This window comes from Xanthomonas sp. 3498, assembly GCF_014199795.1.
Lineage (GTDB): Bacteria > Pseudomonadota > Gammaproteobacteria > Xanthomonadales > Xanthomonadaceae > Xanthomonas_A > Xanthomonas_A rydalmerensis.
Genome location: NZ_JACHOH010000004.1, coordinates 221,811 through 247,823 on the forward strand (window position 1 = coordinate 221,811; position 26,013 = coordinate 247,823).

A 26,013-nucleotide genomic window follows, 5' to 3' on the forward strand; every position below is an offset into this window, starting at 1 on the left:
CGTTCTCGATCCAACCCTGGATACGACATGGAAATAATTTTCAAGCAACGACATGGATTGTCAGAGGTGACATGGCGACATACCACGCATTTCATTATGCGACACCGCCATGACAGGCACATTTAAAGCCTTCGACCGGCACCGAAGAAACCGCAACTTGAGCGAAAGCCGCAACGTTTCCAGGCTGGATCCGCGCTTTTCATCGCCATCCTGAGAGCGCACTTTGCAGAAAAGACAGAAAACAAAAAAGGAAAGGAAGACGAAAGAAGCACTGGAGATTATCTTCAGCGATAAAGCTCAAACCGCTTTTTGAAATGGGTGCGCGTCGAGCGCAGCCCCCCATATGAAACACGGATGGAATCAACCGAATGGAACGTTCGCTTTCCCGGGACGAGGCAGTGGACGCCCGAAGCCAGGCGTGGCTGGGAACGTTACGACTGGCAACGCCGCTCTCGACCCAGGCCTGGACCTGCGTCGCACTCGACATCGCCGCCGTTGTGATGTCGCTGCAGGCACTCCCTCCCATCCTCTCCCGGGCCGGCGCCGCCAGCCCGACACACAACCCCCTATCGGAGCTCTGCGCATGAAGTCCTTCTGGTTACCAAGTATCGGCATGGCATTGGCGTTCGCCATTGCCGTGCCAGGATCCTTGCAGGCGAAGCAAGCCCCTTCCCCTGCAGACGGCGAACAGGCGATCGCCTATGTGCTGAAGAACGACATCGTGCTATCGAGGCTATTCGGGGGCTGCCCTGCACTGAAATTTGCACGCACCGGCGCCGATGGCGCCAAGTCCTTCCTGATCGAAGGCAACTGCGACATCAAGAACAACCCGGAGGAAGATGCGGACTGTCCCGCCTATCACGTCCGTGCGACCGGGACGATCGACTCGCCGTCGCATTGGACGGTACGTCGCCAGGAACTGACCTTGGTGTGCTCCAGCGAGGGAGCAACGACGACGCGACGGATGTAACCGCCGCGCAGGTGCCTACGACGCCGGCGCAACACGCGGTGGCGAGAATGCAATCTTCGTGATGATCGCCACCATCACCGCCCATTCGGGCCTGAACCCGTCCGCTCAATGGGGCTCATTGAGCAGCGACCAGCACGACGCGTTCATCACCGCCTACGGGCACCGCGAAGGCTGGCACGGCAACCAACTCACCCTGTGGCGGGGACGGGAGCGCTCCCGTCTTCGCCACACATGACCCGTTACGGAGATTGCTCATGGCACCCCGGCTTCTTTCGCTGTGCGGCCTGCTCGCTCTCGGTCTAGCCTTCTCGCGGGTCCATGCCGCCGGCCGCGATGCGGCGGCCTGCACGCACGCGCTGCATCAGGTTTTTGCAGGCACCAGCAGCGCCGCCACCCTGCCCCCCTCATGCACACGTCTCGGCCCGGTCGCGCTCGGCATGCGCAGGCAACAGGTCCTGGCCGCGCTGGGCCAGCCGGACATCACCCGCCGCGATACGGCGCATCCGGACACGCTCAGTGTGGTGTATCTGTATCCGCGCGGATTCGATGCGCAGTTGGCGCAGCAACCGCGGCCAGCCGCCGCCCTCGCCTACAGCCAGCTGGCGGTGCGCTTTCGCCACGACCGGGTGGTCAACGCGATCGCCTCCGCCACCCCCGGCGCGCCATTGCCGTTCGATCTGCTCGGCCAGCCGGTCGGCACGCACGTCGATCGCGTGCTGCAGGCGATCGGCGGCCAGCCGCAATGGAACGCCAGCCGCGACTACGTGCAGTTCGCGGCGATGCCGCTGGGCCTGGAGGTCGATCCGGACACCTCGGCTCTCGTCGGGCTGGACATCGCAGCCACCAAGCAGGACCTGGACAGCTTCGCCCTGCCCGGCTTGCAACTGAGCAAGGAGACGCAAAGCGGGCTGGTCAACGGGGTGCGCTGAAGGGCGCCGCCGCTCATGCTGAGGTATGGCCGCCTCGACGCAGCATCCACGCAGCCGCAGGTGGCCCCAGCAGCAGGATTGGCCCAGGCCGAGCATCGCGCACCGACCCTGCGAGTACCGGCTTCCCGCGGCGGCATCGCGTCCGGGGCATGCGGCACGAGCCGGGGCGTGCAACGCCTGGACCGGCAGTGCCGTAAAACGCAAAGCCCCGCGCGAGCGGGGCCTTGCCTCGACACACCGAAACGGTGAGGACTCAGTCGCCCTGCTGCTTCTGCAGGTGCTCCCAACGCTCCTGCGCATCGATGGTGCGCTCGGCGGTCAGGCGCGCTTCCAGGCGCTCCAGGCCGATCTCTTCGCCGGTGTCCACGCAGTAGCCGTAGTCGCCGGCGTCCAGACGCTTGAGCGTGCTGTCGATCTTGCCGATCAGCTTGCGGTAGCGGTCGCGGGTCCGCAGTTCCAGCGAGTTCTCGGTCTCGCGGGTGGCGCGCTCGGCCTCGTCGCCGATGTCGCGGACTTCGTCGCGCAGGTTCTCGATGGTCTGCTTGGATTCCTCGACCAGGTCGGCGCGCCAGGTGAGCAGACGCTGGCGGAAGTACTCCTGCTGCAGCGCGCTCATGTACTCCTCGTCCGCCGCCGGCTTGTAGCCCTTGGGCAGGATCGGACGGCCGGTGGCCTCGTCGGTCTTGTACTCGACCACCTTGTACTTGGCCGGCTTGGCCGGGGTGTTGGACTTGGCGGTCACGGCCACCGCGACCTTGCCGGTGGGCTTGGCGACCGGGGCCTTCGGGGTGGATTCGGACTTGGTGGGGGTTTTCGCGGAGGATTTCGAAACGGACACGGGATTCTTTTGTGGCGGGGTCGACGACGCGGCGGGCTTGGCGGCAACGGGCTTGGGAGCCGGTGCTGCAGCGGCCGCGGCGGGCTTGACCGGGACAGGCTTGGCCGCAGCCGGCTTGGAGGCCGACTTCGGTACGGAGGTGGCCACCGCAGGTGCGACGGAAGCGGTGGCCGGTTTGGATTTGGCAGGAGCGGCCGCAACCTTGGCGCCAGGCTTGGCCGCGGGCGTCTTCGCTGCCGGCTTGGCGGCGGGCACAGGCTTGGTCGCGACCTTGGCCGGTGCGACTGGCTTGGCGGGCGCCTTCTTGGCCGGGGCCTTCTTGGCAGGAGCGGACTTGGCCGACGCCGCCGCCACGGGCTTGGCCGCCGGCTTCTTGGCCACAGCCTTGCTGGCCGATTTGGCCGGCGCGACCTTGGCTGCCGACTTCGCAGGCGCGGCTTTCTTCAGCGGTTTGCTGGCGGCGGACACCGTCGCTTTCTTGGCGACGGGCTTGGCAGGCTTCTTGGCGGCCTGGACGGCCTTCTTTGCAGGTTTTTTAGCAGCCACGAACGCTCTTCCTTGGTCTTCCCGGGGCCCGGGAAAGCGGGCCTTTATAGCCTACCCTACCCCCCGCGGCAACAACGCGGCGTATACGCCGAGCGACCCGCCTAGTCGAGCACAGTGGCATATCATGGTGGCGTGATCGCCCGCGCTCTCATCGCCTTGCTGCACCTGTACCAGCGCTTCATCAGCCCGCTGCTGGGGCCGCGCTGCCGTTTCGTGCCCAGTTGCTCGGCGTATGCGGTGACCGCCATCGCCCGTTTCGGCGCATTGCGCGGCGGCTGGATGGCCGCCCGCCGCGTCGGCCGCTGCCACCCCTTCCATCCTGGCGGGTTCGACCCGGTGCCCGACCCCACGGCGCCGCCACCCTGCCGCTGCCAAGGAAAACACTGATGTCCGCTTCCACACTGATCGTCAACGCGCGCCTGGTCAACGAAGGCCGCGAAACCCAGGGCGACCTGCGCATCGCCGACGGCCGCATCGCCGCGATCGCCCCGCAGCTGGCCGCGCGCGAGGGCGAGACCGTGGTCGACGCCGCCGGACGCTGGCTGCTGCCCGGCATGATCGACGACCAGGTGCACTTCCGCGAACCCGGCCTGACCCACAAGGGCGACATCGCCAGCGAATCGGCCGCGGCGGTGGCTGGCGGCCTGACCAGCTTCATGGACATGCCCAACACCAATCCGCCCACGCTCGACGCCGCCGCACTGCAGGCCAAGTACGACGCCGCGCACGGCCGCGCCTGGGGCAACTACGGCTTCTACCTGGGCGCCAGCAACGACAACCTGGCCGCGATCCAGACCCTGGACCCGAAGACCGCGCCCGGCATCAAGGTGTTCATGGGCGCCTCCACCGGCAACATGCTGGTCGACAACCCGCAGACCCTGGACGCGATCTTCCGCGACGCGCCGACGCCGATCATCACCCATTGCGAAGACACCCCGACCATCGACGCGACCCTGGCCGCGTTCAAGGAAAAATATGGCGAGGCGCTGACCCCGGACATGCACCCGGACATCCGCTCGCGCGAAGCCTGCCTGAAGTCCTCGCAGTTGGCGGTGTCGCTGGCGAAGAAGCACGGCACCCGCCTGCACGTGCTGCATATCTCCACCGCCGACGAGCTGGCGCTGTTCACGCCCGGCCCGATCCAGGGCAAGCGCATCACCGCCGAAACCTGCATCCACTTCCTGCGCTTCGACCGCGCCGACTACGCCACGCTCGGCAACCTGATCAAGTGCAACCCGGCGATCAAGGACGCCAGCGACCGCGAAGCGCTGATCCGCGCGATCGCCGAGGACGTGATCGACGTGCTCGCCACCGACCACGCGCCGCACACCTGGGAAGAGAAGAGCAAGCCGTATGCGCAGGCCCCGTCCGGCCTGCCGCTGGTGCAGTACGCACTGGTCGCGGCGCTGGAACTGGTCCACGAGGGCCGGCTCAGCGTGGCCCAGGTGGTGCACAAGTTCGCGCATGCGCCGGCGCTGCTGTTCGACGTGCACGAACGCGGCTTCCTGCGCGAGGGTTACCACGCCGACCTGGTGCTGATCGACGACACCGCGTTCACCGTGCGCCGCGAGGACGTGCTGTCCAAGTGCGGCTGGTCGCCGTTCGAAGGCCGCAGCTTCCGCTCCAAGATCGCCGCGACCTGGGTCAACGGCGTGCTGGCCTGGGACGGGACCCGCCTGGTCGGCAGCCCCAACGGGCAGCGCCTGGCGTTCGACCGCTGATGCGCGTCGCCCTGGTGTCCGGCGCCGCACTGGCGCTGGTCCTGCTGACCGCACCGCTCGCCCCGGCGCTGCACGCGCAGACGCCGGCCGCGGCCGGCGCCGAGGCGCGCAGCGTGTTCCCGCGCAGCGCCTCGCAGGGCGCACTGGTGATCGGCAAGGTGGCGCCCGGCAGCCGCGTGCAGTACGCCGGACGCACCCTGCGGGTCAGCGACTACGGCAGCGTGGTGTTCGGCATCGGCCGCGACGAGCGCGGTCCGCTGCGCATCGCCGTGCAGCGCCCGGACGGCGGCAGCGAAACCGTCGAGATTGCGGTGACGCCGCGCGACTGGCCGCTGGAACAGGTCAATGGGGTGCCGCCGAAGACGGTGAATCCGCCGCCGGCGATCGCCGAGCGGATCAAGCGCGAACAGGCCCAGGTCACCGCCGCGCGCGACCGCGACGACCCGCGCACCGATTTCGCCGCGCCCTTCATCTGGCCGGTACAGGGCCGCATCAGCGGCCGTTTCGGCAATGCCCGGGTCTACAACGGCCAGCCTGGCGCCGGGCATTCCGGCATGGACATCGCCGTGCCCACCGGCACTCCGGTCAAGGCCCCGGCGGCCGGCATCGTCACCTTCGCTGCTCCCGACCTGTACCTGACCGGCGGCACCGTGCTGCTGGATCACGGCTACGGCGTCAGCTCCAACTTCCTGCACCTGTCGCAGATCGACGTGAAAGTCGGCGACCGCATCGCCCAGGGCCAGGTCATCGGCGCCGTCGGCGCCACGGGTCGTGCGACCGGGCCGCATCTGCATTGGGGGATGAATTGGTTCGACGTACGGATCGACCCATTGCTGGTGTTGGAGCGGACGAAGCAACCCTAAAGCGCAGGCGCGTCAGTTGCGCTGGCGCGCGGCGGCGCGTTCCTCATCTGCGCATCCGACGCCTTCGCTTGGCGCGGTTCGATTTGCGCATCGACCCGTTGCTGGTGCTGGAGCGCACGAAACAGCCCTGAAGCGCGGGCGCGTCAGTTGCGCTGGCGCGCGGCGGCGCGTTCCTCCTTTGCGCATCCGACGCCTTCGCTTGGCGCGGTTCGATGTGCGCATCGACCCGTTGCTGGTGCTGGAGCGCACGAAGCAGCCTTGAAGCGCTGATGTATCAGGTTCACTGGCGCGCGGCGGCGCGTTCATCAGGTGCAGTGACGTACAGCGGCATGTTCATTCGCGACGATAGATCGTGCCGAGCCGCGACGCGTTGCTAGGGACGTCGTCCTGAAGTCGCTCCCACATCGGAACGCTGCGCGGCATCCGCGTCGCGCAGCGGCTGGGCGGCGCGTCTCGGCGCAGGAACGCAAGCGGCAGCGGAGAGGCGCGCCGGCGTTTGTTCGAATGGCCGCGGGAGCGGGACGGGCGGTGTCGCGCGAGGCCGTACCCTCACCCCAACCCCTCTCCCGGTGGGAGAGGGGCTTGCTGCCGTTCCTTCTCCCGCTGGGACCACGGCCCTCTTTCTCCCGTCCGGACCACGGCCGCCTTTTGTGGGAAAGGTCCCCCGCAGGGGCGGATGGGCGCGCGCGCAGCCTCGCGCAATGCGCTGGCTTGGAGCCTTGCCGCTACGCCGGTGTGGTCGCCTGCAGCAGGCGCCCCAGCACGACATGCGATGGGCTGTTGGCCAGGTCCAGCGGCATCACCAGCTTGGGATTGGGATGCGGCAACGGCGTTCCCGGCGCCTCTTCGCCGGCTTCCCGCAGCAGACTGCCGTTGTCTTCCACCTGGTCGGTGACCGGCGGCAGCGGCGGCAGGCCCAGCCCGGCGCGGACCGCGTTGGCACCGTTCAGCAGATCCTCGTCCGTGACCGTGGTCAGCGCCGAGGCGGCCAGGCTGGCCGGTGCGCCCTCCACCGCCGCCAGGCGCTGCGCCACGTCGCCCAGGACCTGCTGCCGGTGCGGATGCAGCAGTTGCCACACTTCCTCCCATAGCGCCTTCCAGTCCAGGTCCGGGAACGGCATGTGGGTGGGCCCGCTGAGCACGATCTGCGGTGCCAGCCGGCCCGGCGGTGTCGCGTCGCATTCGGCCAGCGCGCGGTACACCACCTCGCTGCACACCATGTGCGAGGGGTTGTCGCGGACCAGGTGGTCCAGCGCCTCGCGCACCACGATCCGCGCCAGCCAGTGCTGCGGCCACTTGCCGCGGATGGCGACCAGCACGCCCAGCGTGGCCAGGCTGTCCAGCGGATACGGAACGCCCAGCAGCGATTGCGCCTTGGCCAGCACGCTGGCGCGGTCGGCGTCGTCCAGCGCCAGGCAGGCGTAGCTGAGCGGCCGGTAGGCGTCGATGATGAGGTAGTTGGTGGTGTCGGTCAGCCGCTGCGACAGCGGATAGCGGCGCACGCCGCTGGCCGCCGCCTCGATCAGATCGCCCTGGTCGGCGACGATCGCGGCATGGCTGTAGATGCTGTCGCCGCACCAGGCGATCAGTTCGGACACCGGGCCGCAGCCCAGTTGCAACAGGATGTCGCCGACCTGCAACTGATCGGGAGCGAACGCGGGCAAAGCGGGCTGTGCAGTCATGGCTGGGGCTCCTGGTGGGTGACGCGGTGGGTGGAGGACACGCTGACGCGGTTGCGGCCGGCGGCCTTGCTGGCGTACAGCGCGGCATCGGCGCGCTGCAGCAGCGCCGCGACGCTCTCGCCGTGCTGCCATTGCGCCACGCCGACGCTCAGCGTGCATGACAGCGCCTGGCCTTCGCGCGGCAGCGGCTGCGCGGCGACGTGCTGGCGGATGTCCTCGGCCACGCGCCGCGCGGCCTCCAGCGTGGCGCCGGGCATCAACAGCAGCATCTCGTCGCCGCCCTGGCGGCCGAGCGTGTCGGTGCTGCGCAGGCGCGCACGCGCGCACGCAGCGACCCAGCGCAGGCAGGCGTCGCCGCCGGCGTGGCCGTGGATGTCGTTGATGCGCTTGAAGTGGTCGATGTCGATGTAGGCCAGCGCCAACGGCCGCTCGCTGCGCGCGGCGTCCTGCAGCGCCTCGGCCAGGCGCTGCTGCAGCGCGGCGCGGGTGAGCATGCCGGTGAGTTCGTCCACCGTCGCCATGCGGCTGACGCGGTCGCGATCGCGACGCAGCTCCAGCATCTGCTCGGCCAGGCCGAAGGTGACCAGCAGGCAGGAGATCGCCAGCGCCAGGCTGATGCCGTGCGCCAGCAGCGGCGCAGCCAGATCCAGGTGCAGCCAACCGGTCAGTTCCAGGCAGCGCAGCACGCACAGCATCCACAGCGGCGTCCACGAGGCCAGCAGCGGCCAGGCGTAGCGTTGCCCGCGCAGGGCCAGCAGCAGGCAGCACGGCAGCAGCAGGGCCGCGCCGACGATCAGCCCGACATTGCCCAGCAGACTCAGCACCACCGACTCCGACACCAGGCAGGCCATGGCGATGCCGAGCAGGAACAGCGCACACAGCCGCAGCACCCGGTTCAGCCGTGGCAGTTGCCGGTGCATCTCCAATTGCCTGCGCTGGAAGGTGATGATGAAGAAGCCGCCGAGCGCGGCGACGATGCGCATCGGCGTCGGCGAGGACGCGAACACGCTGGCAAGGCCGGGCACGGCGCGCGCCTCGCCGCCGAGGCCGAGCAGGTACAGCAGCACGCACATCACGTTGGCGGTGAAGTACCCGTAGATCGGTTCGCGCAGGCGCGCCCACAACGCGATCGCCAGGATCGCCAGCACCGCGGTCGAGCCGAGGATGAAGGCGCGCCAGCCGACGTAGTGCAGGTCCTCGCGCTGCACCTGCGCCAGCGGCACGATGCCCACCGGCATCGGCATCGCCGCCGGCGCATGCACCCGCAGCCAGATCGAGGCGCCACGCGGCAGCCCCTGCGGCAAGGCGATCACCAGGGCGCGGGTCGAGTAGCGCAGGTCGGCGTCGGCACCGTAGATCGCGTGCCGGGTCGGCGCGGTGCGTCCCGGCACCCAGGCCTCGACCCGGGTCAGGTACGGCGACTGCAGCACCAGCTGCGGTTGGCCCGCGCTGCCGATCGCGCGATCGGCGCGGATGCGCCACCAGGTGGGCTGCTTGCTGCGCTCGTACAGGGTCGCGCCATGGCCGGCATCGGCGAACGCGGCATCGTGGCGCCCCGCCACCACCTCCGGCGCCGGAGGGTCGGCGGCCAGCCGTTGCAACAACAGTTCCTGCCCCAGCGCCGACCCGACCATCCCCAGGCACAGCAACAGGCAGCACCAACGGCACAGGCGCTTCAATCGACGGGTTCCAAGTGGGATCGGCGTCGAGCGTAACGCAAGCCGCGACGCCGTTCGTATCCAAATTCACGACCCCGTCACACCACAACGTGGGGTCGGCACACGGCGCGCAGATCCATGCCGCAGTGCGGCGGCCGTCTCCCACCGAGGGGTCTGGAACGCCGGTAGCCGTCGCGTTTTGCCCTGGGAATCGCCCTCCACGCCCACACCAACCGGCGCTCCGCACGTGCTGCGGATCAGTGATCGTGATGGAGACGACACAACCGGCCTCTGGCTGCGACATCGGCCGGCATCGACGCGCGAACGCCCCTACCATCGCCGGTCCGCTGACGACGCCTGATCAGGCGACCGGATGACACCGGTATCATTTTAAGCGTCGCCGCGGCCCCTTATCCTTGAGCGGAGGCTTCCCATGACCGTATCGCGCTGGTTGCTGCTTTCCTCCACCCTGGCCCTGGCGGCCGGGGTCGTCACCGATGCGCCGGCCCTGACCGGGACCACGTCGCGCCCGCAACTGACCAGCAGCGAGGCGGCCAGCCAGACCGTCGCCCGCCACCTGGCCCAGGCCGGCCCGATCGGCGCCCTGGTCACCGACAACTGGGATCCGAGCGCCGGGGTCGCGCTGCTGAAGGCCGACTACGCCGTGGCGGCCGACGGCAGCACCCGCTACCGCACCGTGCAGGCCGCGGTGGACGCTGCGGTCGCCGCCGGCGGCAGCATGCGCCGCTACATCAGCGTGGCACCGGGCACGTACACCGAAGTGGTCTGCGTCCCCGCCGCGGCGCCGCCGCTCACCCTGTTCGGGCTGGGCGGCAGCCCGGCCAGCACCACGATCCGTTTCGGCAACGCCAACCCGACGCCGAAGCCCACCGGCAGCGCCACTCATGCCTGCGCCAGCAACGCCGCCAGCAGCACCATCGGCACCTCCGACAGCGGCACCGTCACCGTGCGCGCCGCGCAGTTCCAGGCGCGCAACCTGGCGATCGTCAACAGCTACGTCGAGGGTACCTACAGCGGCAGCAACCAGTCGGCGGTGGCGCTGGCGTTGCGCGGCGACAAGGCGGTGCTGGAGAACGTGGTGCTGACCGGCAATCAGGACACCCTGCTGGTCAGCGCCGGCAGCGCCAACACGGTGATCCGCGCGTACCTCAAGGGCGGCACCATCGAGGGCGATACCGACTTCATCTTCGGCTCGGGCGTGGCGGTGTTCGCCGGCAGCACGATCCGCTACACCGCGGCCCGCCGCGGCGCCACCGACGGCGGCGTGATCTTCGCGCCCAGCACCCGCCCGGGCAGCAGCTACGGCTTCCTGGCCATCGGCAGCACCTTCGATGCGGTCGGCACTCCCGGCAGCGGCACGGTGTGGCTGGGCCGGGCCTGGGACGAGAGCGTGGGCAGCCTGGCCAACTACGTCGACGGCACCTCGCCCAACGGCAAGGTGGTGATCCGCGATTCGGTGCTGGGTGGGCACATCCGCAAGAGCGCGCCGTGGAACGCCTCGACCATCGGCCGGCCGTACTGCAGCAGTGGCTGCAGCACCTCGGCCAACCGCTTCTACGAATACGCCAACAGCGGCGCCGGCAGCGCCCCCTGAGGCAAGGCGACGTGGTGTGGGCCGGGCTCAGCCCAGCCCGGCCCACCAGGCGCGCCACAGCGTCGCCATCTGTCCCGGCGGCTTGGGCGTGGCGGTTGCCTGCTGCGCCGTCCGCGCACGCGCCAGCGCCGACAGGATGCGTCGCGCGCGCGGCCCGCGCACGCGGCGCGGCCATGGCTTCAGCAACGCCTGCGCCCAGCGCTGGCGCTGCTGCGCCTCATCGCCGCCGCGTAGCGCCAGCGGCGCGGTGGCGGCGCCGGCCTCGACCAGGCGCTGCGCCAGCACCTGCAGCGCGACCGGCACCGCGGCGCCCTCGACCGGGGCCTCGAACAGCGCGCGCTCGACCGCGACCACCGCCTGCGCGAACGGCTCCAGCCGCTCCAGTGCGTGCGCGGTGTCGGCCGCGGCCGCGCGCGACTGCGGCAGGCTCGGCAAGGCCTCGGCCAGTTGCGTCCACGGCGCGGCCACCGGCTCCAGCACCCGTCCCAGCGGATGCCGCGAACGCTGCCCGGCCCAACTGCGCAGTTCCTCGCCCCACCAGGCCAGCTTGGCGTCGGCCGGCAGCGGATCGCCGGCGATGTTGAGGATGTCGTCGAACTCCTGCAGCAGGGCGAACCAGGCCACGGTGCGGGCGCGCTGCGACGCCGGCACGAAGGCCTCGGCCACGGCCCATTCCGGCCAGCGGCGGCGCCATTTGTCGAGGAAGGCATCCAGGGCGGACGAACTGCTCATGCGATCGGTGAATCCGGAGTCAGGCGCGCGCAGCGAAGGCGTCGCGCAACGGGGGAGTGAGCGCGGTTGTCGCGCAGAACGCGCAGTTTACGTGCGCGACCGGTGGATGCCGAGCGGTGCCGGCGTGCAGGCGGCGCCACGACGGTCGCGGCCGCTGCGCGGCGGCGTCGCCAACGCAGCGACGGCACCGGCGTCAGGGAGCGGTTGCGCTGACCGGCCAGGCCGCGGCGGCGTACAGCTCGGCGGGCGTGGCGACCATCGCATCGGCGCGCCAGGCCAGCGGATCGTCCTCGTCCAGCCGGTAGCCCCACAGCACCGCGACCGAGGCCATGCCGGCGGCGCGTGCGGCAAGGATGTCGCGTTCGTCGTCGCCGACGTAGACCACCTCGTGCGGCGCCACGCCAAGGCGCTGCGCGGCGACCTGCAGCGGCAGCGGATGCGGCTTGCGCTCGGGCAGCGTGTCGCCGCCGATCAGCACCGCGCAGCGCTGCTCCCACTGCAGTTGCGGCAGGATCAACCGTGCCAGCGCCTCGGGCTTGTTGGTGACGATGCCCCACACGCTGCCCGCAGCCTCCAGCCGCTGCAGCAACCCGGCGATGCCGTCGAACGGCTGCGAATGGCGGCCGATCAGCGCCTCGTAATGGCGCAGGAATGCCGGGATCAGCGCATCGCGCTGCGCGGCGGGCAGATCCGGGAAGGCGACCCCGAGCATCGCCCGCGAGCCCTTGGACACCACCGGCCGCAACTGCGCCAGGGTCAACGCTGCACGGCCGTGCTCGGCCAGTACCGTATTGGCCGCGGCCAGCAGATCCGGCGCGCTGTCCAGCAGCGTGCCATCCAGATCGAACAGCACCACCTGCGGAAAGCGCGCCCGGGTATCGCCCGCCGCGGACTTCACGCCCACACGCATCCGCCGTTACCAATCCCCAATCCCGGCTCCCGAATCACGGCTTCCCCGCACACGCCAGGTAATTGACCTCGGTGCGCGAGGACAGCCGCGCGCGGTTGCGCCACGGCTCGTAGGCCAGGCCGCTGACGTCGCGCAGCTGCAGCTCGGCCTGGCGCAACCAGGCGGCCAGTTCCGCCGGCTTGATGAAATCCTGGTAGCGGTGGGTGCCGGTGGGCAGCAGCCGCGCCACGTACTCGGCACCGACGATGGCCAGGGCGAACGCCGCCGGGGTGCGGTTGAGGGTGGACAGGAACAGCTGTCCGCCGGGCTTGAGCAGGGTCGCGCAGGCGCGCACGATCGCCGCCGGATCGGGCACGTGCTCGAGCATCTCCATGCAGGTGATCGCATCGAAGCTGGCCGGCTGCGCCGCCGCCAGGTCCTCGACCGACTGCACGCGGTAGTCGACCTCCACCCCGGATTCGAACTGATGCAGCCGCGCCACCTTGATCAGCTCCGGCGCCAGGTCGATCGCGGTGACCTGCGCGCCCTCCTTGGCCAGCGCCTCGCTGAGCAGGCCGCCGCCGCAGCCCACGTCCAGCACCGCTGCGCCGCGCAGCGGCAGGCGCTCGGCGACGTAGCGCAGGCGCACCGGATTGAGTGCATGCAGCGGCTTCTGCGGGCCGTCGGCATCCCACCAGCGGGTGGCCAGGGCGCCGAACTTGTCCAGTTCGGCCTGATCGAAATTGGCGGAGGCGTTGGCGGCGGAAGCGGTCATGGCGAACTCTCGTTGGGGCCGCGCGCGCGGTGCGGCACGGCGAACATAGCGGATCAGGCGTGGACGCTGCGGATGCGTTCGCGCCACTGCCGCGCATTGGCGACCAGCGCGTCGACGTCCATGTCCACCAGCACGCGCTGGCTCAGCTTGGGCTGGCCGGCGATCCACACGTCGCTGACCTGCTGCCGGCCGGTGGCGTACACCAGTTGCGACAGCACGTTGTGCAGCGGCTGGGTCTCCAGCGCCGACAGGTCCACGCAGATCAGGTCGGCCTGCTTGCCCGGCTCGATCGAGCCGATCTTCTCGCCGAAGCCCAGCGCGCGCGCGCCGCCCAGGGTGGCCGCGCGCAGCGTGCTGGCCGCGTCCAGCGCGGTGGCGTCGTTGGCCACGGCCTTGGCCAGGATCGCCGCGGTGCGGTTCTCGCTGAACATGTCCAGGTCGTTGTTGCTGGCGCAGCCGTCGGTGCCGATCGCCAGGTTCACGCCCGCCCGCTGCAGCGCGCAGGCCGGGCAGAACCCGGAGGCGAGCTTGAGGTTGGATTCGGGGCAATGCACCACGCTGACCCCGCGCTCGGCGCACAGGTGGATCTCGGCGTCGGTGAGCTGGGTCATGTGCACCGCGATCAGGCGGTCGTTGACCAGGCCCAGCCGGTCCAGCCGCGCCAGCGGGCGCTGCCCGTACTGCTTGAGCGAGTCGGCGATTTCCTGCGCGGTCTCGTGGGTGTGCAGGTGCACCGGCACCTCGAGCTGGTCGGACAGCATCCGCACCCGCTCGAAGTTGGCGTCGTTGACCGTGTACGGCGCATGCGGAGCGAAGGCGATGCCGACCAGCGGATCGTCGCGCCACTGGTCGTGCACCTCGCAGGCGCGGGCGAAGTATTCGTCGGAGGTCTTGGCCCAGGCGGTCGGAAAATCGATGATCACCGTGCCGACGCGGGCGCGGAAACCGTGTTGCTTGTACACCGCGGCCTGCACGTCGGCGAAGAAGTAGTTCTCGTTGGCGCAGGTGGTGCCGCCGCGCAGCATCTCGGCGATCGCCAGCGCAGTGCCGTCGGCGACGAACTCCGGCCCGATCACCGCGGTCTCCACCGGCCAGATGTGCTGCTGCAGCCACACCATCAGCGGCAGGTCGTCGGCGATGCCGCGCAGCAGGGTCATCGGGTTGTGGGTGTGCGCGTTGACCAGGCCCGGCAGCAGGGCCGCGTCGGGGCGCGAGACGGTGCGCGTGGCGGCGAAGCGCGTGCGTGCCTCGGCGGTCGGCAGCACCGCCACGATCTCGCTGCCGCGCACCGCCACCGCGTGGTCTTCCAGCACCACCGCATGCGGCTCGATCGGGACCACGTAGCCGGCTTCGATCAGCAGGTCGCAGGATTCGGGAATGGAGGTCATCGCAGATGCTCTGGAAAGGGAAGGATCACGGTACGGGTGCCGGCGCCGCCTGCGCCTGGAGGATGCGCCGCTGGTACAGGCGCATCACCGCCCACTGCAGCAGGAAGATTGCCAGGAAGCCGAAGCGGCCCAGCCAGGGTGCCACCATGCCCACGGGATGCACAACGCGAACACCACCGGCGAGACCGCCGCCCGCAGTTTCATCGCCTGCGTCTGCAGCGGACCCAGCCGCTGCGCCAGGCCTTCCTTGCGCACCGCATAGGCATGCAGCCAGTAGCCGGCCAGGCCGATCGCGGCCAGATGCGCGCAGTACACCGCGAACGCCTCGTGGTTGCCGAAATAGTCCGAATACAGCGCGGTGGAGAACGGCAGCAGGCCGATCAGCAGCAGCTGCAGCACGTTGAGCCAGATCAGCCGGTCGTCGAACTGGCGGATGTGCCGGCACAGCTGCAGGTGCGACTTCCAGAACAGCGCGGTGACCAGGAAGCTCACCGCGAAGCCGATGAACAGCGGCAGCATCCGGCGCAGCGCGGCGAGGATGCCGCCGGCGGCCGCGACCTCGGCATGCCCGGGCACCTTGATTTCCACCGCCAGCAAGGTGATGGCGATGGCGAAGACCGCATCGCTGAAGAACACGACACGGTCGTGCGGATACTTGCTGTCGGCGCTATCGGCGTGGCTGGTCGTCACGGGGTGTCCTGGGAGCGAGGTGGTCCATCACCGCCGCGCGGCGATCCGGCGCATGGCGCTGCCTGGCCGCCGCAGCCAGCGCGTGCGCACGCCCACGACCGGCTGCGGCCGCGGGCGTGTCGACGTATTACTTGACGCGCGAGACGTATTCGCCCGAACGCGTATCGACGCGGATCACTTCTTCCTGGCCGACGAACAGCGGCACGCGCACCACCGCGCCGGTCTCCAGGGTGGCCGGCTTGCCGCCGCCGCCGGAGGTGTCGCCACGCACGCCCGGGTCGGTCTCCACGATCTTCAGTTCGACGAAGTTCGGCGGGGTGACCTGGATCGGCGTGCCGTTCCACAGCGTCACCACGCAATCTTCCTCGCCCTTGATCCACTTGGCGGCGTCGCCGACGCCGGCCTTGTCGGCCTGCACCTGCTCGAAGGTTTCCTGCTGCATGAAGTGCCAGTACTCGCCGTCGCTGTACAGATACTGCATGTCGGTATCGACCACGTCGGCCGCTTCCACGCTGTCGGTCGCCTTCATGGTCATTTCGACCACGCGCCCGGACTTGATGAAGCGGTACTTGATGCGGGTGAACGCCTGGCCCTTGCCGGGCTTGACGTATTCGGTATCGGTGATGATCGCAGGCTCGCTGTTGACCAGGATCTTCATCCCGTTCTTGACGTCGTTCATGCCGTAGCTGGCCATCTGAAACTCCTTGGGTAAGGCAAACCCGCCGCGTTCGGCGGCCGGCCGGATAGAATGGAAGCCCCGCCGCAACGGCGGGCGCTCGTGTGATGACCGCCTATGATAACCGCAGCCCCCCGCCCGATGCAGCCGTCCCCGCCCCTGCCCGCCGCGCCGCCGCGCTGGCAGCAGGCCTGGCGCGACGCCGTGCGCGATCCGCACGAACTGCTGGCATTGCTCGGGCTGGACCCGCAGGCAATGGGCGTCTCCGAACAGGCTGCGACGCAGTTCGCGCTGCGCGTGCCGCGCAGCTTCGTCGCGCGCATGCGCCCGGGCGATCCGCACGACCCGCTGCTGCGCCAGGTGCTGCCGATCGACGACGAGCAGCGCGTGGTTGCCGGCTTCGCCCTGGATGCGGTCGGCGACGCCGCGGCCAAAAAAGCCGACGGGGTGATCCACAAATACCGCGGCCGCGCCCTGCTGGTGGGCACCGGCAGTTGCGCGGTGCACTGCCGCTACTGCTTCCGCCGGCATTTCCCCTATGCCGACGAGACCGCGGCGCGCGACGGCTGGCGCACGGCGGTGGCGGCGATCGCCGCCGACCCCAGCATCGAGGAAGTGATCCTGTCCGGCGGCGATCCGTTGTCGCTGGCCACACCCAAACTGGTCGAACTCACCGAGGCGCTGGCGACGCTGCCGCAGCTCAAGCGCCTGCGCATCCACAGCCGCCTGCCGGTGGTGCTGCCCGAGCGCGTCGATGCGCCGTTGCTGGCCTGGCTGCGCGCGCTGCCGTGGCCGCTGGCGTTCGTGATCCACGCCAACCACGCCAACGAGTTCGATGCCGGCGTCGATGCCGCGCTGGCGCGCCTGCGCGATGCCGGCGCGCGCCTGCTCAACCAGGCGGTGCTGCTGCGCGGTGTCAACGACAGCGTCGAGGCGCTGGCCGCGCTGAGCGAGCGCAGCTTCGCCGCTGGCGTGCTGCCCTACTACCTGCACCAGTTGGACCGGGTGCAGGGCGTGGCCCATTTCGAAGTGGACGATGCCCGCGCCCTGGCCCTGCACCAGGCCCTGGCCGCGCGCCTGTCCGGTTATCTCGTGCCGAAGCTGGTACGCGAGATCCCCGGCGACAGCGGCAAGCGCGCGCTGACGCCCTGACCCGTCTGGCGGCGATCGCCGCAGGCAGAGCGCCGGGCTAGCCGCGATACTGCGCCCGCGCTCAGGCACCGGCGGGCGGCGCGTCCTCGTTGGCCAGCAACTGGCGGAATTCCTCCGCGCTGAGCGGACGGCTGAGCCAGAAACCCTGCCCCAGTTCGCAGCCGCGCTCGCGCAGCAGTTCGAACTGGGTCTCCTGCTCGATGCCTTCGGCGACCACGGTGATGTCCAGCGAATGCGCCATCGCGATGATCGCCGTGGTCAGCGCCAGATCGTCCGGGTCGCGCTGCAGGTCGGCGACGAAACTCTTGTCGATCTTGACCCCGTCCACCGGCACCTGGCGCAGGTGGCTCAGGCCGGAGAAGCCGGTGCCGAAGTCGTCCAGCCACACCTTGACCCCGGTGCGGTGCAACCGCGCCAGCATGCTCGCCGCCTGCAGTTCGTCGCCGATCACCGCGGTCTCGGTCAGCTCCAGGTGCAGTTGCGCCGCCGGCAACCCTGACTCGCGCAGGCAATCGGCCACCACTTCCGGCAGGTCGCCGCTGCGCAACTGCCGCGGCGAGACGTTGACCGAGACGAACAGGTCGCGGCTGCCGTCGGCGCGCCGCCACTGGGTGGCCTCGCTGCAGGCCGCACGCAGCACCTTGGGGCCGATGCTCTCGATCAGCCCGCTCTGCTCGGCCACGTCGATGAACACCGTCGGCGAGATCGTGCCCATCGCCGGATGCTGCCAGCGCAACAGCACTTCCACGCCGACCATGCGCCGGTCCTGGGTGCGGAAGATCGGCTGGTAGGCCAGCTTCAGTTCGTCGCGTTCCCAGGCGCCGCGCAGTTCGTGCTCCATGTGCACGCGCCGCTCCACCGCATAGTCCATGGCGCGGCTGTAGAAGCGGTGGCAGTTCTTGCCGGCCAGCTTGGCCTGGTACATGGCGATGTCGCCGTTCTTCAGCAGCGCCGACGCGTCCTCGGCATCGCCGGGGTAGACGGTGATGCCGATCGAGGTGCCCATGAACACCTCGCGGCCCTGGATCCGCAGCGGCTCGCGCAGTTCCTGCACCAGCCGCTGCGCCAGCGCCGTGGCGACCTTGGCCGCCTGCGGGTCCTCCACCAGGATCACGAACTCGTCGCCGCCGAAGCGCGCCAGCAGCGCGTCGTCGCCGCCCAACTGCTCCACCGCCAGCTGGATGCGCCGCGCGAACTGCAGCAGCGCTTCGTCGCCGGCCTCGTGGCCCAGGGTGTCGTTGATCCGCTTGAAATCGTCGATGTCGGCGAACAGCAGCGCCAGCCGGCGCTGCGAGGCCCGTGCCGACAGCATGCGATGGTCCAGCGCCTCGCGGAACGCGAGCCGGTTGGTCAGCCCGGTCAACGCATCGGTGTAGGCCATGTGGCGCACGTCGCGGTCGTGCCGGGCGATCGCCTCGCTCATGCGCCCGAACGCGCGCAGCAATTCGCTGACCTCGTCGTGACGGCCGCTGTCGCGGCGTTCCACCGCGTAGTTGCCGGCCTCGATCTGGCGCGCGGCCGCGGCCATCCAGCGCAGCGGCGCCACCAGGGTGCGCTGCACGTAGACCGTCACCATCGCCGCGGTCAGGCCCAGCGCGGCCAGCAACAGCAGCAGCCAGCCGAGATGGCGCTTGCCCAGTGCGCCCAGGCGCTGGTCGAGGTTCTGCCCGGCCTTGCGCTCGTACTCCTGCGCGCGCGCCCAGGACATGCCCACCCGCACCCCGCCCACCCGCTGGTCGCCGACCATGATCGGCATCGACACGTCGAGGAACTCCGGCGACTCCTGCGCCAGCAGGCCGCGGGAGCGGATCGCGGCGTCGGCCATCGTCCCGCGCATGCGCTGGCCATAGCCGAGCAGGTCCTCGCTGCCGTCGTGGATCAGCCGCCCATCGGCGTCGTAGACCAGCACATAGGCCACTGCCACATAGCCCAGCGCCCCGCGCACCTGCGTGCCGATCGCATCCAGGTCGGAGTAGTACACCGGGTTGGCCAGCGAGTCGGCCAGTTGCCGCGCCAGCGACTCGCCGCGGGTGCGCATGCTGCTGTCGAACAGGCTGTGGATGGCATTGCCGCTGAGCGTGCGCACCTCGCGCTGCATCGCCGCCTGGCGCTCCAGCAGCAGGGCCAGGATCGCCATCACCAACAGCGCAGCCACGCCCATGGCCAGCAGGAACCTGGCCTGCAACCCGAAACGCATGGTCTTCATTCCACTTCCGCCCTCACCCGCGCCACGCCGGCGCGCAGGGTGTCCAGGCGCTTCTGCGAGGCCGGATCGATCGGGTAGAAGCCGGAGGTACCGAAGAACTGGCGCAGCGCCGCGCGCCCCTGCGGATCGTCGGCGGCATGCAGCAGGACCTCGCGCAAGCGCGTCTCCACCTCGGTCGGCAGGTCGCTGCGGACCATTTCGATCGCGCGCGGATACGGCTCGCTGCGGTAGATCACCCGGAAGTCGCGGCGGAATGCCGGCGGGATGCGGCGCTCGTCGTCCCAGTCGAGATTGCTGAACGCCCCGGCATCCACCAGGTGCTTGTGCACGAAGGCGGCGATGTTGAGTTCCGAGCGCGCGAACACGTAGCCGACCGTCTCCGCCGAGGGCTGGTCCTTGCTGGACAGCAGGATCTCCGGATGCAGGCCGTGCTCGAACAGCGTCATCATCGGCACCATGTAGGCGCTGGTGGACAGCGGGCTTTGCAGCGCCAGGGTCCGCCCCTGCAGATCCGCCAGGTCGTGCACCGGCCCGTCGCGGCGCACGAAGAACACCGTGTGGTACTGGCGCACGCCGTTGCGCTCGGTCAGCAGCAGCGGCTTGGCGCCGCCGCGCTGTTCCAGCGCCATCGCGGTGGCGGCGGTCTCGGTGACCCAGTCGATCCGACCACGGCGCAGGTAACTGCTCATCTGCTGGCTGTCGCGGGCCATCAGGATCTGCCCGGAGGTGATGCCGACTTCGCGCATGCGCGGCACCACGTAGTCCAGCAGCGGCTTGAGTTGCTCGTAATGGGCCTTGGGATTGTCGCTGATGCGCCCAAGCACCAGGACCGAGGGCCGCGCGTGCACGGACGCGGGCCAGCAGATCGCCAGCGCCAGCCACACCACGACCACCCGCCAACGCGAACTGGACAAACCACGATCCCCAAGTAGACCTTGCAAAGCCTAGCCGAAAGCGCATGCCGGTGACAGCGTCACAGAATGGCGCCAGCCGCGCATGCTGTTCGCCCCCGACACGCGCGTCACCGCGCGCGCCGCGAAGGATGCCTTCGCGCCTTGTCCGGCCTCAGTTTCCCGCCTGTCCGGCGAGCCGCGCCATGCGCTGCGCATCGGACAGCACGCCGCGCAACAGGCGCACTTCCTGCTCGGTCAGCTCGGTGCGCAGGAACAGCCGGCGCAGCTTGCGCATCGCCGAATCCGGGGCGCGTCCCTTGTGGAAGTCGATGTCGTCCAGGGTCTCGGCCAACTGCCCGAACAGCCCTTCCACCTGCGCGTGGCTGGCCGGCGCCTCGCGAAAGCCCGGCGCCGGCGCGGGCGCAGGGGCGGCACTGCGCAGCTGCGCCAGGCGCACCTCGTAGGCCAGCACCTGCACCGCCGCGGCCAGATTGAGCGAACTGAACGCCGGATCGGAGGGAATGTGCACCGCCGCGTGGCACAGCTGCAGTTCCTCGTTGGTCAGGCCGGTACGCTCGCGGCCGAACACCAGCGCCACTTCCGCAGGCTCGGCGCTGGTGGCGGTCAGGCGCTGCGCGGCATCGGCCGGCAGCAGTTCCTCCAGCGACACGCGGCGGCTGCGCGCGGTGCAGCCCAGCACCAGCCGGCAATCGGCCACCGCGTCGGCCAGCGCGGGCAGCACCGGCGCCTGCTGCAGCAGGTCCTCGGCACCGGCAGAACGCCGGTACGCCTCGGTATCCAGCTCGCATTCCGGCGCCACCAGTACCAGCCGCGACAGCCCCATGGTCTTCATCGCGCGCGCCGCCGCACCGATGTTGCCGGGATGCTGGGTTCCGACCAGGACGAAGCGGATACGGAGAGAATCGGTCATGGCGGCACGGCAGGCGAAGCGAACGGGGGCGTAGATGGTAAACTGTGCGGCCGGCCTTGGCGCCGGACTGCTCTTTTCCTCCTCCAGACCCACCTCCGCCTTCTCGGGAGCCGTTGCCATGCAAAAACCCGCCGTCACCGTCATGGTCAAGGCTGCCCGCCTCGCCGGCAACGTCCTGTTGCGCCACATCAACCGCCTGGAAGCACTGAACGTGGTGCAGAAGGACCGCATGGACTACGCCAGCGAAGTCGATGCCGATGCGGAGAAAGTGATCGTCAAGGAGCTGCGCCGCGCCTACCCCGACTACGGCGTGATGGGCGAGGAAGGCGGCGTGCAGGGCGGCGGGCGCTACATGTGGGTGATCGATCCGCTCGACGGCACCAGCAACTACCTGCGCGGCTTCCCGCACTACTGCGTGTCGATCGCCCTGGTCGAGAACGGCGAGCCGATCGACGCGGTGATCTTCGATCCGTTGCGCAACGAACTGTTCACCGCCAGCCGCGGCAACGGCGCCGTGCTCAACGACCGCCGCATCCGTGTCAGCGAGCGCAAGGAACTCAACGGCGCCATGGTCCACACGGGCTTCGCACCGCGCGAGCGCAAGCACGCCAGCGCCCAGCTCAAGTGCGTGGACGCGTTGCTGGTGCAGGCCGAGGACATCCGCCGCACCGGCTCGGCGGCGCTGGACCTGGCCTATGTCGCCTGCGGCCGCAGCGACGCCTACTTCGAAGCGGGGGTGAAGGCCTGGGACATCGCGGCCGGCGTGCTGCTGGTACGCGAGGCCGGCGGCCGCGTCACCGACTTCAAGGGCGGCACCCTGGGCCGCATCGACGACCGCGGCCCACAGCAGTTCCAGGTGGTCGCCGGCAACCTCAAGGTCGGCGATGCACTGCAGAAGCTGATCGTCAACACCGGCTACGCCGGCGAGTTCGACGCGAAGTTCTGAGCGGGCGCGTCCGGCGACTGGCCGGCGCCGACACTCCAGCACAAAGAAAGCCGCGCTCTTGCGCGGCTTTTTTTGTGCCCGGCATTCGCGCACCGCGCGCTCACGCCTCTCAGCGAGGGCCTTGCACGCACCGCTTTCGCATCGCGAGAGGACATGGGACTTCCAGGATTTCCGCTTGCGCTCGTTACGCGGCACAGCGCCTGCGCCTCACGCCACGCTCACGCATTGCACGCCGCGCGCTTCACCTGTGCTTGATCGCGGTTTGCGTAGAAAACGGCGACGCGAGGCGCTGCGTGCAGCTGCCATGGCCTGTGCGATGCGCCCGATGCGACCGGCGAACACAGCCCTAAAGATCCCAAGAACGCGGCCGATAAAGATGCGGGCTTTTGCCCGAACTTCCCCCGCTGATCCGCGACTGCGTTGCCGCCCCTGCGGCAATGGAGCCGGTGGCGCCCGCTCTCTCGCATCTTTCGGAGATCTCGCGTGTCCTTCCATCATCTCACCGTCACCAAACGCCTGGCAATCGGCTTCTGCGGCGTGATCGCCATGTTATTGCTGGTCGGCATCACCAGCCTGATCGGTTTCCGCAAGTTCACCAGCGCCGCGGCGCTGGACGCGCACACGTACAAGGTCATCACCCTCGGCGACCGCATGCTGGTGAGCCTGCTCAACATCGAGAGCGGCGCGCGCGGCTTCGCCCTGACCCGCGACAAGTCCTATCTGGAGCCGTTCGAACTCGGCGAGCGCGAGTTCCGCGCGCAGTGGCAGGAATCCAAGCAGCTGACCGCGGACAATGCGGCACAGCAAGCGCGCCTGCAAACCCTGATGCAGGACTACGCGCAGTTCATGGCGACCAAGCGCAAGGCACTGGACCACATGCGCGCCACCGCCGCCGACAGCGACGACGCCCAGTTGGACACATTCCGAACCGTCGGCAAGCAGCAGATGGACGGATTGCGCGACACGATCGGCCAGTACGAGGACGCCGAACGCGCGCTGCTGCAGGTGCGCAAGGCCGAGAGCGAGGCACGCGCGCAGTCCGGCGAGTGGACCAGCATCGGCGGCATGCTGATCGGCATCGTCGCCGCGATCCTGCTCGGCCTGCTGGTCCGCAACAGCCTGATGCGCCAGCTCGGCGGCGAGCCGGCCTACGCGGCCGACGTGGTGCGCCGTATCGCCAGCGGCGACCTGTCGCAGGACGTGCGCCTGCGCACACAGGCGCCGTCGCTGCTCAACGACATGCGGCAGATGCAGGAGGAACTGCGCACGGTGATCCAGGCGCAGACCGAGATGGCCCGGCAGCATGCCGCCGGCCAGATCAGCTTCCGCATGGACGAGGCGCGCTTCCCCGGCGACTACGGGCGCATGGTGCGCGACACCAACGCGTTGGTGCACAGCCATATTTCGGTCAAGCAGCGGCTGATCACGTTGATGGGCGAGTATGCCGAAGGCGACCTCAGCCGCGATCTGGAACAGTTCCCGGGCGAGATGGCGATCCTGACCGACACCATGGCCAAGGTGAAGCGCAACCTCGGCGCGATCAACCACGAGATCGACCTGCTGGTGCGCGCCGCCGCGCAGGGCGACTTCTCCCGCCGCGGCGAGGAGCAGCGCTTCCAGCATGCCTTCCGCGGCATGGTCGCCAATCTCAACACGATGATGACCGGCACCGAGACCAACCTCGCGGCGCTGTCGCAGCTGTTGCGCGCGATCGCCGCCGGCGACCTGACCCAGACCATGCAGGGCGATTTCCACGGCGTGTTCGCGCGGATGCGCGACGACGCCAACGCCACCGTCGCGCAGTTGACCGACATGGTCGGCCGCATCCAGCAGGCCGCGGCCAGCATCGACACCGCCGCGGGCGAGATCGCCAGCGGCAACGACGACCTGTCGCGCCGGACCGAGCAGCAGGCCGCGAGCCTGGAGGAAACCGCCGCCTCGATGGAGGAACTGACCGCCACGGTGAAGCAGAACGCCGAGCATGCGCGCCAGGCCAACCAACTGGCGGCCGGCGCCGCCTCGGTGGCCTCGCAGGGCGGCACGGTGGTCGGCCAGGTCGTCACCACCATGGACGGCATCGAAGCGGCCTCCAAGAAGATCGCCGACATCATCGGCGTCATCGACGGCATCGCCTTCCAGACCAACATCCTGGCCTTGAACGCCGCGGTCGAAGCCGCGCGCGCCGGCGAACAGGGCCGCGGGTTTGCCGTGGTCGCCAGCGAGGTCCGCACCCTCGCCCAGCGTTCGGCCAGCGCGGCCAAGGAGATCAAGACGCTGATCGACGACTCGGTCGAGCGCGTGAGCGCGGGTTCGGCACTGGTCGCCCAGGCCGGCACGACGATGCAGGACATCGTGGCCTCGGTGCAGCGCGTCACCGACATCATGGGCGAGATCGCCGCGGCCTCGCAGGAACAGTCGGCCGGCATCGAACAGGTCAACCACACCGTCACCCAGATGGACGAGACCACCCAGCAGAACGCCGCCCTTGTCGAGGAAGCCACCGCCGCGGCGCGCGCGATGGAACAGCAGGCCGGCGACCTGGTGGAGATCGTCGGCCAGTTCCAGGTGCGCAGCGAGACCTACCCGATGGTGGCGCACCTGGTCGCCCGCGCCACCGCCAACGCAGCCTAGTCCGGACCCGCCGCGCGGCAGGGACGCCGCGAAGGGATGGCGCCGTCGTCGACGGCCCATCCCGCGACACCGGGAGGCGCTGCAACCCGACCGACCCATCTGTAGGAGCGGCTTCAGCCGCGACGCCTTACCGGCTGAAGCCGCTCCTACAACAAAGCGGGTGTCGTGCTGGCCCACTCGACTATCCAAGCGTCCACACAAAGAAAAAGCCGCGCATCCGCGCGGCTTTTTCCATCCAGAGCTTCGGCAGCATCAGGAACCCGCTCCACGAATCCCCACTCCCGAATCCCCAATCCCGGCCCCTCAGGGCCTACGCGCCAGCGCCTCGACGTCCTTCGACTTCGGCAGCAGGTCCTGCTTGGTGACCTGGAACGGCCCGATCGACAGCAGCGGCACCGCCACGATCACCGAGGACACCACCACCACCACCGCGCCGATCATGTGGGTCAGCGCCAGGCCTTCCATCGACTCGCCGCCGTACAGGTACAGCGCCAGCGCCGACAGGAAGAACATCACCGCGGTGATCACCGTACGCGACAGGGTCTGGTTGATCGAACGGTTCAGCACTTCGATCGGCTCCACGCGCAGGCTACGGAAGTTCTCGCGCACACGGTCGAACACCACGATGATGTCGTTGATCGCAAAGCCCATCACCGACAACAGGCCGGCCAGCACGGTGAGATCGAACTCGCGGCCGGTGACCGACACGTAGGCCACCGTCACCAGCAGGTCGAACAGCGCGGTCACGCTGGCCACCACCGCGAACTTCCACTCGAAGCGGAAGGCGATGTAGATCAGGAAGCCGACCAGCATGAACACGGTGGCGTAGACGCCGTTCAGCGCCAGGTCCTTGCCGACCTGCGGGCCGACGAACTCGCCCGGCTTGACCGTGGCCGGGTTCTGCGGCGTGCTCACCGCCTTGCGCACCTGCTCGGCGAGGTTCTTGGTGATGTCCTCGTTGTTGTGCTCGCCCTGCGGCTGCAGGCGGATCACCACCTCGTTGCCGCTGCCGACGTTCTGCACCTGCGCGTTCTCGAAGCCGGCCTTGGCCAACTGCTCGCGCACCTGGTCCACGTCGATCGGCTTCTGGAAGCTGGTCTGCACCAGCGCGCCGCCGGTGAACTCCAGCGCGTAGTTGAAGCCCTTGGCGAAGATCACCGCGAACGAGGCCAGCGCCAGCACCAGCATCAGCACCAGGGTCGGGTGCCGCCAGCGCATGAAGTCGATCTTGGTGTCGTTGGGGATCAGGTGAAGCGGGAAGATTTTCATTGGAGACCGCTCT

General features: G+C 69.4%; 23 protein-coding genes. 10 read left to right on the plus strand and 13 right to left on the minus strand.

Going from position 1 to position 26,013, the window contains the following annotated elements; genetic code table 11:
- Nucleotides 1–583 precede the first annotated feature (583 nt).
- The 3 genes from GGR66_RS13730 (at nt 584) to bamE (ending at nt 1,899) form a co-directional block, all read left to right on the plus strand.
- Complete coding sequence (locus GGR66_RS13730; protein ID WP_184448605.1) at nt 584–970, plus strand: hypothetical protein; 387 nt, start codon at nt 584–586, stop codon at nt 968–970.
- Between the two features lie 61 nt (nt 971–1,031).
- Nucleotides 1,032–1,205 (plus strand): hypothetical protein, encoded by a 174-nt coding sequence (locus tag GGR66_RS13735; protein WP_255421692.1) that lies wholly within the window; start codon nt 1,032–1,034, stop codon nt 1,203–1,205.
- 19 nt (nt 1,206–1,224) lie between these two features.
- The gene (gene bamE, locus GGR66_RS13740; protein ID WP_184448606.1) at nt 1,225–1,899 is read left to right on the plus strand and encodes an outer membrane protein assembly factor BamE; all 675 of its coding nucleotides are present in this window, start codon (nt 1,225–1,227) and stop codon (nt 1,897–1,899) included.
- Between the two features lie 253 nt (nt 1,900–2,152).
- On the opposite strand, the gene dksA is transcribed toward bamE, so the two are convergent.
- Nucleotides 2,153–3,283: an RNA polymerase-binding protein DksA gene (dksA, locus tag GGR66_RS13745; RefSeq protein WP_184448607.1), complete on the minus strand. Its 1,131-nt coding sequence runs from the start codon at nt 3,281–3,283 to the stop codon at nt 2,153–2,155.
- A gap of 114 nt (nt 3,284–3,397) precedes the next feature.
- Here dksA and yidD point away from each other — a divergent pair, with 114 nt between their 5' ends.
- The 3 genes from yidD to GGR66_RS13760 are packed head-to-tail and all read left to right on the plus strand — an operon-like array spanning nt 3,398 to nt 5,867.
- Nucleotides 3,398–3,670 carry a membrane protein insertion efficiency factor YidD gene (gene yidD, locus GGR66_RS13750; protein WP_184448608.1) on the plus strand — a complete coding sequence of 91 codons (273 nt, stop codon included), beginning with the start codon at nt 3,398–3,400 and terminating at the stop codon, nt 3,668–3,670.
- Complete coding sequence (locus GGR66_RS13755) at nt 3,670–5,004, plus strand: dihydroorotase (RefSeq protein ID WP_184448609.1); 1,335 nt, start codon at nt 3,670–3,672, stop codon at nt 5,002–5,004. The genes yidD and GGR66_RS13755 overlap by 1 nt, the downstream gene beginning before the upstream one ends.
- Entirely contained in the window at nt 5,004–5,867 is an 864-nt protein-coding gene (locus GGR66_RS13760) for a M23 family metallopeptidase (protein ID WP_184448610.1), read from the plus strand. Before GGR66_RS13755 ends, GGR66_RS13760 begins: the two co-directional genes overlap by 1 nt.
- A gap of 725 nt (nt 5,868–6,592) precedes the next feature.
- Here GGR66_RS13760 and GGR66_RS13765 read toward each other — a convergent pair.
- Both GGR66_RS13765 and GGR66_RS13770 read right to left on the minus strand, forming a co-directional pair.
- Nucleotides 6,593–7,549: a hypothetical protein gene (locus GGR66_RS13765; RefSeq protein WP_255421693.1), complete on the minus strand. Its 957-nt coding sequence runs from the start codon at nt 7,547–7,549 to the stop codon at nt 6,593–6,595.
- Nucleotides 7,546–9,228 (minus strand): diguanylate cyclase, encoded by a 1,683-nt coding sequence (locus GGR66_RS13770; protein WP_184448611.1) that lies wholly within the window; start codon nt 9,226–9,228, stop codon nt 7,546–7,548. The genes GGR66_RS13765 and GGR66_RS13770 overlap by 4 nt, the downstream gene beginning before the upstream one ends.
- A 412-nt stretch (nt 9,229–9,640) precedes the next feature.
- On the opposite strand from GGR66_RS13770, the gene GGR66_RS13775 reads away from it, so the two are divergent.
- On the plus strand, nt 9,641–10,822 hold the full coding sequence (locus GGR66_RS13775) for a putative acyl-CoA thioester hydrolase (protein WP_255421694.1): 1,182 nt from the start codon (nt 9,641–9,643) through the stop codon (nt 10,820–10,822).
- 27 nt (nt 10,823–10,849) lie between these two features.
- On the opposite strand, the gene GGR66_RS13780 is transcribed toward GGR66_RS13775, so the two are convergent.
- From GGR66_RS13780 to efp, 6 genes are all read right to left on the minus strand, one after another.
- On the minus strand, nt 10,850–11,554 hold the full coding sequence (locus GGR66_RS13780) for a phytoene/squalene synthase family protein (protein ID WP_160970309.1): 705 nt from the start codon (nt 11,552–11,554) through the stop codon (nt 10,850–10,852).
- Nucleotides 11,555–11,747: 193 nt separating this feature from the next.
- Nucleotides 11,748–12,464 carry a phosphoglycolate phosphatase gene (locus GGR66_RS13785; RefSeq protein ID WP_184448612.1) on the minus strand — a complete coding sequence of 239 codons (717 nt, stop codon included), beginning with the start codon at nt 12,462–12,464 and terminating at the stop codon, nt 11,748–11,750.
- A 34-nt stretch (nt 12,465–12,498) separates the two neighbouring features.
- Nucleotides 12,499–13,218 carry a bifunctional 2-polyprenyl-6-hydroxyphenol methylase/3-demethylubiquinol 3-O-methyltransferase UbiG gene (gene ubiG, locus GGR66_RS13790; protein ID WP_184448613.1) on the minus strand — a complete coding sequence of 240 codons (720 nt, stop codon included), beginning with the start codon at nt 13,216–13,218 and terminating at the stop codon, nt 12,499–12,501.
- Nucleotides 13,219–13,271: 53 nt separating this feature from the next.
- Complete coding sequence (locus GGR66_RS13795; RefSeq protein WP_184448614.1) at nt 13,272–14,606, minus strand: TRZ/ATZ family hydrolase; 1,335 nt, start codon at nt 14,604–14,606, stop codon at nt 13,272–13,274.
- 84 nt (nt 14,607–14,690) lie between these two features.
- Nucleotides 14,691–15,296, minus strand: coding sequence for a TMEM175 family protein (locus GGR66_RS13800; RefSeq protein ID WP_326521012.1), 606 nt, complete (start codon nt 15,294–15,296; stop codon nt 14,691–14,693).
- A 127-nt stretch (nt 15,297–15,423) separates the two neighbouring features.
- Nucleotides 15,424–15,990: an elongation factor P gene (gene efp / locus GGR66_RS13805; protein WP_184448615.1), complete on the minus strand. Its 567-nt coding sequence runs from the start codon at nt 15,988–15,990 to the stop codon at nt 15,424–15,426.
- 99 nt (nt 15,991–16,089) lie between these two features.
- Between efp and epmB the strand changes: the two genes are divergently transcribed.
- Nucleotides 16,090–17,124, plus strand: a complete 1,035-nt coding sequence (gene epmB / locus GGR66_RS13810; protein ID WP_184448616.1) for an EF-P beta-lysylation protein EpmB — start codon at nt 16,090–16,092, stop codon at nt 17,122–17,124.
- 61 nt (nt 17,125–17,185) lie between these two features.
- On the opposite strand, the gene GGR66_RS13815 is transcribed toward epmB, so the two are convergent.
- The 3 genes from GGR66_RS13815 to GGR66_RS13825 all read right to left on the minus strand — a co-directional run bounded on the left by GGR66_RS13815 (nt 17,186) and on the right by GGR66_RS13825 (nt 21,154).
- Nucleotides 17,186–19,330: an EAL domain-containing protein gene (locus GGR66_RS13815; RefSeq protein WP_184448617.1), complete on the minus strand. Its 2,145-nt coding sequence runs from the start codon at nt 19,328–19,330 to the stop codon at nt 17,186–17,188.
- Nucleotides 19,327–20,217: a phosphate/phosphite/phosphonate ABC transporter substrate-binding protein gene (locus GGR66_RS13820; protein ID WP_160971011.1), complete on the minus strand. Its 891-nt coding sequence runs from the start codon at nt 20,215–20,217 to the stop codon at nt 19,327–19,329. The genes GGR66_RS13815 and GGR66_RS13820 overlap by 4 nt, the downstream gene beginning before the upstream one ends.
- Nucleotides 20,218–20,395: 178 nt before the next feature.
- On the minus strand, nt 20,396–21,154 hold the full coding sequence (locus GGR66_RS13825; RefSeq protein ID WP_160971001.1) for an RNA methyltransferase: 759 nt from the start codon (nt 21,152–21,154) through the stop codon (nt 20,396–20,398).
- A 118-nt stretch (nt 21,155–21,272) separates the two neighbouring features.
- Between GGR66_RS13825 and GGR66_RS13830 the strand changes: the two genes are divergently transcribed.
- Both GGR66_RS13830 and GGR66_RS13835 read left to right on the plus strand, forming a co-directional pair.
- Nucleotides 21,273–22,100, plus strand: a complete 828-nt coding sequence (locus GGR66_RS13830; protein ID WP_160971003.1) for an inositol monophosphatase family protein — start codon at nt 21,273–21,275, stop codon at nt 22,098–22,100.
- 483 nt (nt 22,101–22,583) lie between these two features.
- Nucleotides 22,584–24,731: a methyl-accepting chemotaxis protein gene (locus GGR66_RS13835; RefSeq protein ID WP_184448618.1), complete on the plus strand. Its 2,148-nt coding sequence runs from the start codon at nt 22,584–22,586 to the stop codon at nt 24,729–24,731.
- Nucleotides 24,732–25,034: 303 nt separating this feature from the next.
- On the opposite strand, the gene secF is transcribed toward GGR66_RS13835, so the two are convergent.
- The gene (gene secF, locus GGR66_RS13840) at nt 25,035–26,000 is read right to left on the minus strand and encodes a protein translocase subunit SecF (RefSeq protein ID WP_160971007.1); all 966 of its coding nucleotides are present in this window, start codon (nt 25,998–26,000) and stop codon (nt 25,035–25,037) included.
- Nucleotides 26,001–26,013: the final 13 nt, after the last annotated feature.

What these genes read in the sequence shown, in the direction of transcription:
- GGR66_RS13730 (WP_184448605.1), top strand. Translation starts at nt 584, where the DNA reads ATGAAGTCCTTCTGGTTACCAAGTATCGGCATGGCATTGGCGTTCGCC.
- GGR66_RS13735 (WP_255421692.1), top strand. Translation starts at nt 1,032, where the DNA reads ATGATCGCCACCATCACCGCCCATTCGGGCCTGAACCCGTCCGCTCAA.
- bamE (WP_184448606.1), top strand. Translation starts at nt 1,225, where the DNA reads ATGGCACCCCGGCTTCTTTCGCTGTGCGGCCTGCTCGCTCTCGGTCTA.
- GGR66_RS13755 (WP_184448609.1), top strand. Translation starts at nt 3,670, where the DNA reads ATGTCCGCTTCCACACTGATCGTCAACGCGCGCCTGGTCAACGAAGGC.
- GGR66_RS13760 (WP_184448610.1), top strand. Translation starts at nt 5,004, where the DNA reads ATGCGCGTCGCCCTGGTGTCCGGCGCCGCACTGGCGCTGGTCCTGCTG.
- GGR66_RS13765 (WP_255421693.1), bottom strand. Translation starts at nt 7,549, where the DNA reads ATGACTGCACAGCCCGCTTTGCCCGCGTTCGCTCCCGATCAGTTGCAG.
- GGR66_RS13775 (WP_255421694.1), top strand. Translation starts at nt 9,641, where the DNA reads ATGACCGTATCGCGCTGGTTGCTGCTTTCCTCCACCCTGGCCCTGGCG.
- GGR66_RS13780 (WP_160970309.1), bottom strand. Translation starts at nt 11,554, where the DNA reads ATGAGCAGTTCGTCCGCCCTGGATGCCTTCCTCGACAAATGGCGCCGC.
- GGR66_RS13785 (WP_184448612.1), bottom strand. Translation starts at nt 12,464, where the DNA reads ATGCGTGTGGGCGTGAAGTCCGCGGCGGGCGATACCCGGGCGCGCTTT.
- ubiG (WP_184448613.1), bottom strand. Translation starts at nt 13,218, where the DNA reads ATGACCGCTTCCGCCGCCAACGCCTCCGCCAATTTCGATCAGGCCGAA.
- GGR66_RS13795 (WP_184448614.1), bottom strand. Translation starts at nt 14,606, where the DNA reads ATGACCTCCATTCCCGAATCCTGCGACCTGCTGATCGAAGCCGGCTAC.
- efp (WP_184448615.1), bottom strand. Translation starts at nt 15,990, where the DNA reads ATGGCCAGCTACGGCATGAACGACGTCAAGAACGGGATGAAGATCCTG.
- epmB (WP_184448616.1), top strand. Translation starts at nt 16,090, where the DNA reads ATGATAACCGCAGCCCCCCGCCCGATGCAGCCGTCCCCGCCCCTGCCC.
- GGR66_RS13815 (WP_184448617.1), bottom strand. Translation starts at nt 19,330, where the DNA reads ATGAAGACCATGCGTTTCGGGTTGCAGGCCAGGTTCCTGCTGGCCATG.
- GGR66_RS13825 (WP_160971001.1), bottom strand. Translation starts at nt 21,154, where the DNA reads ATGACCGATTCTCTCCGTATCCGCTTCGTCCTGGTCGGAACCCAGCAT.
- GGR66_RS13830 (WP_160971003.1), top strand. Translation starts at nt 21,273, where the DNA reads ATGCAAAAACCCGCCGTCACCGTCATGGTCAAGGCTGCCCGCCTCGCC.
- secF (WP_160971007.1), bottom strand. Translation starts at nt 26,000, where the DNA reads ATGAAAATCTTCCCGCTTCACCTGATCCCCAACGACACCAAGATCGAC.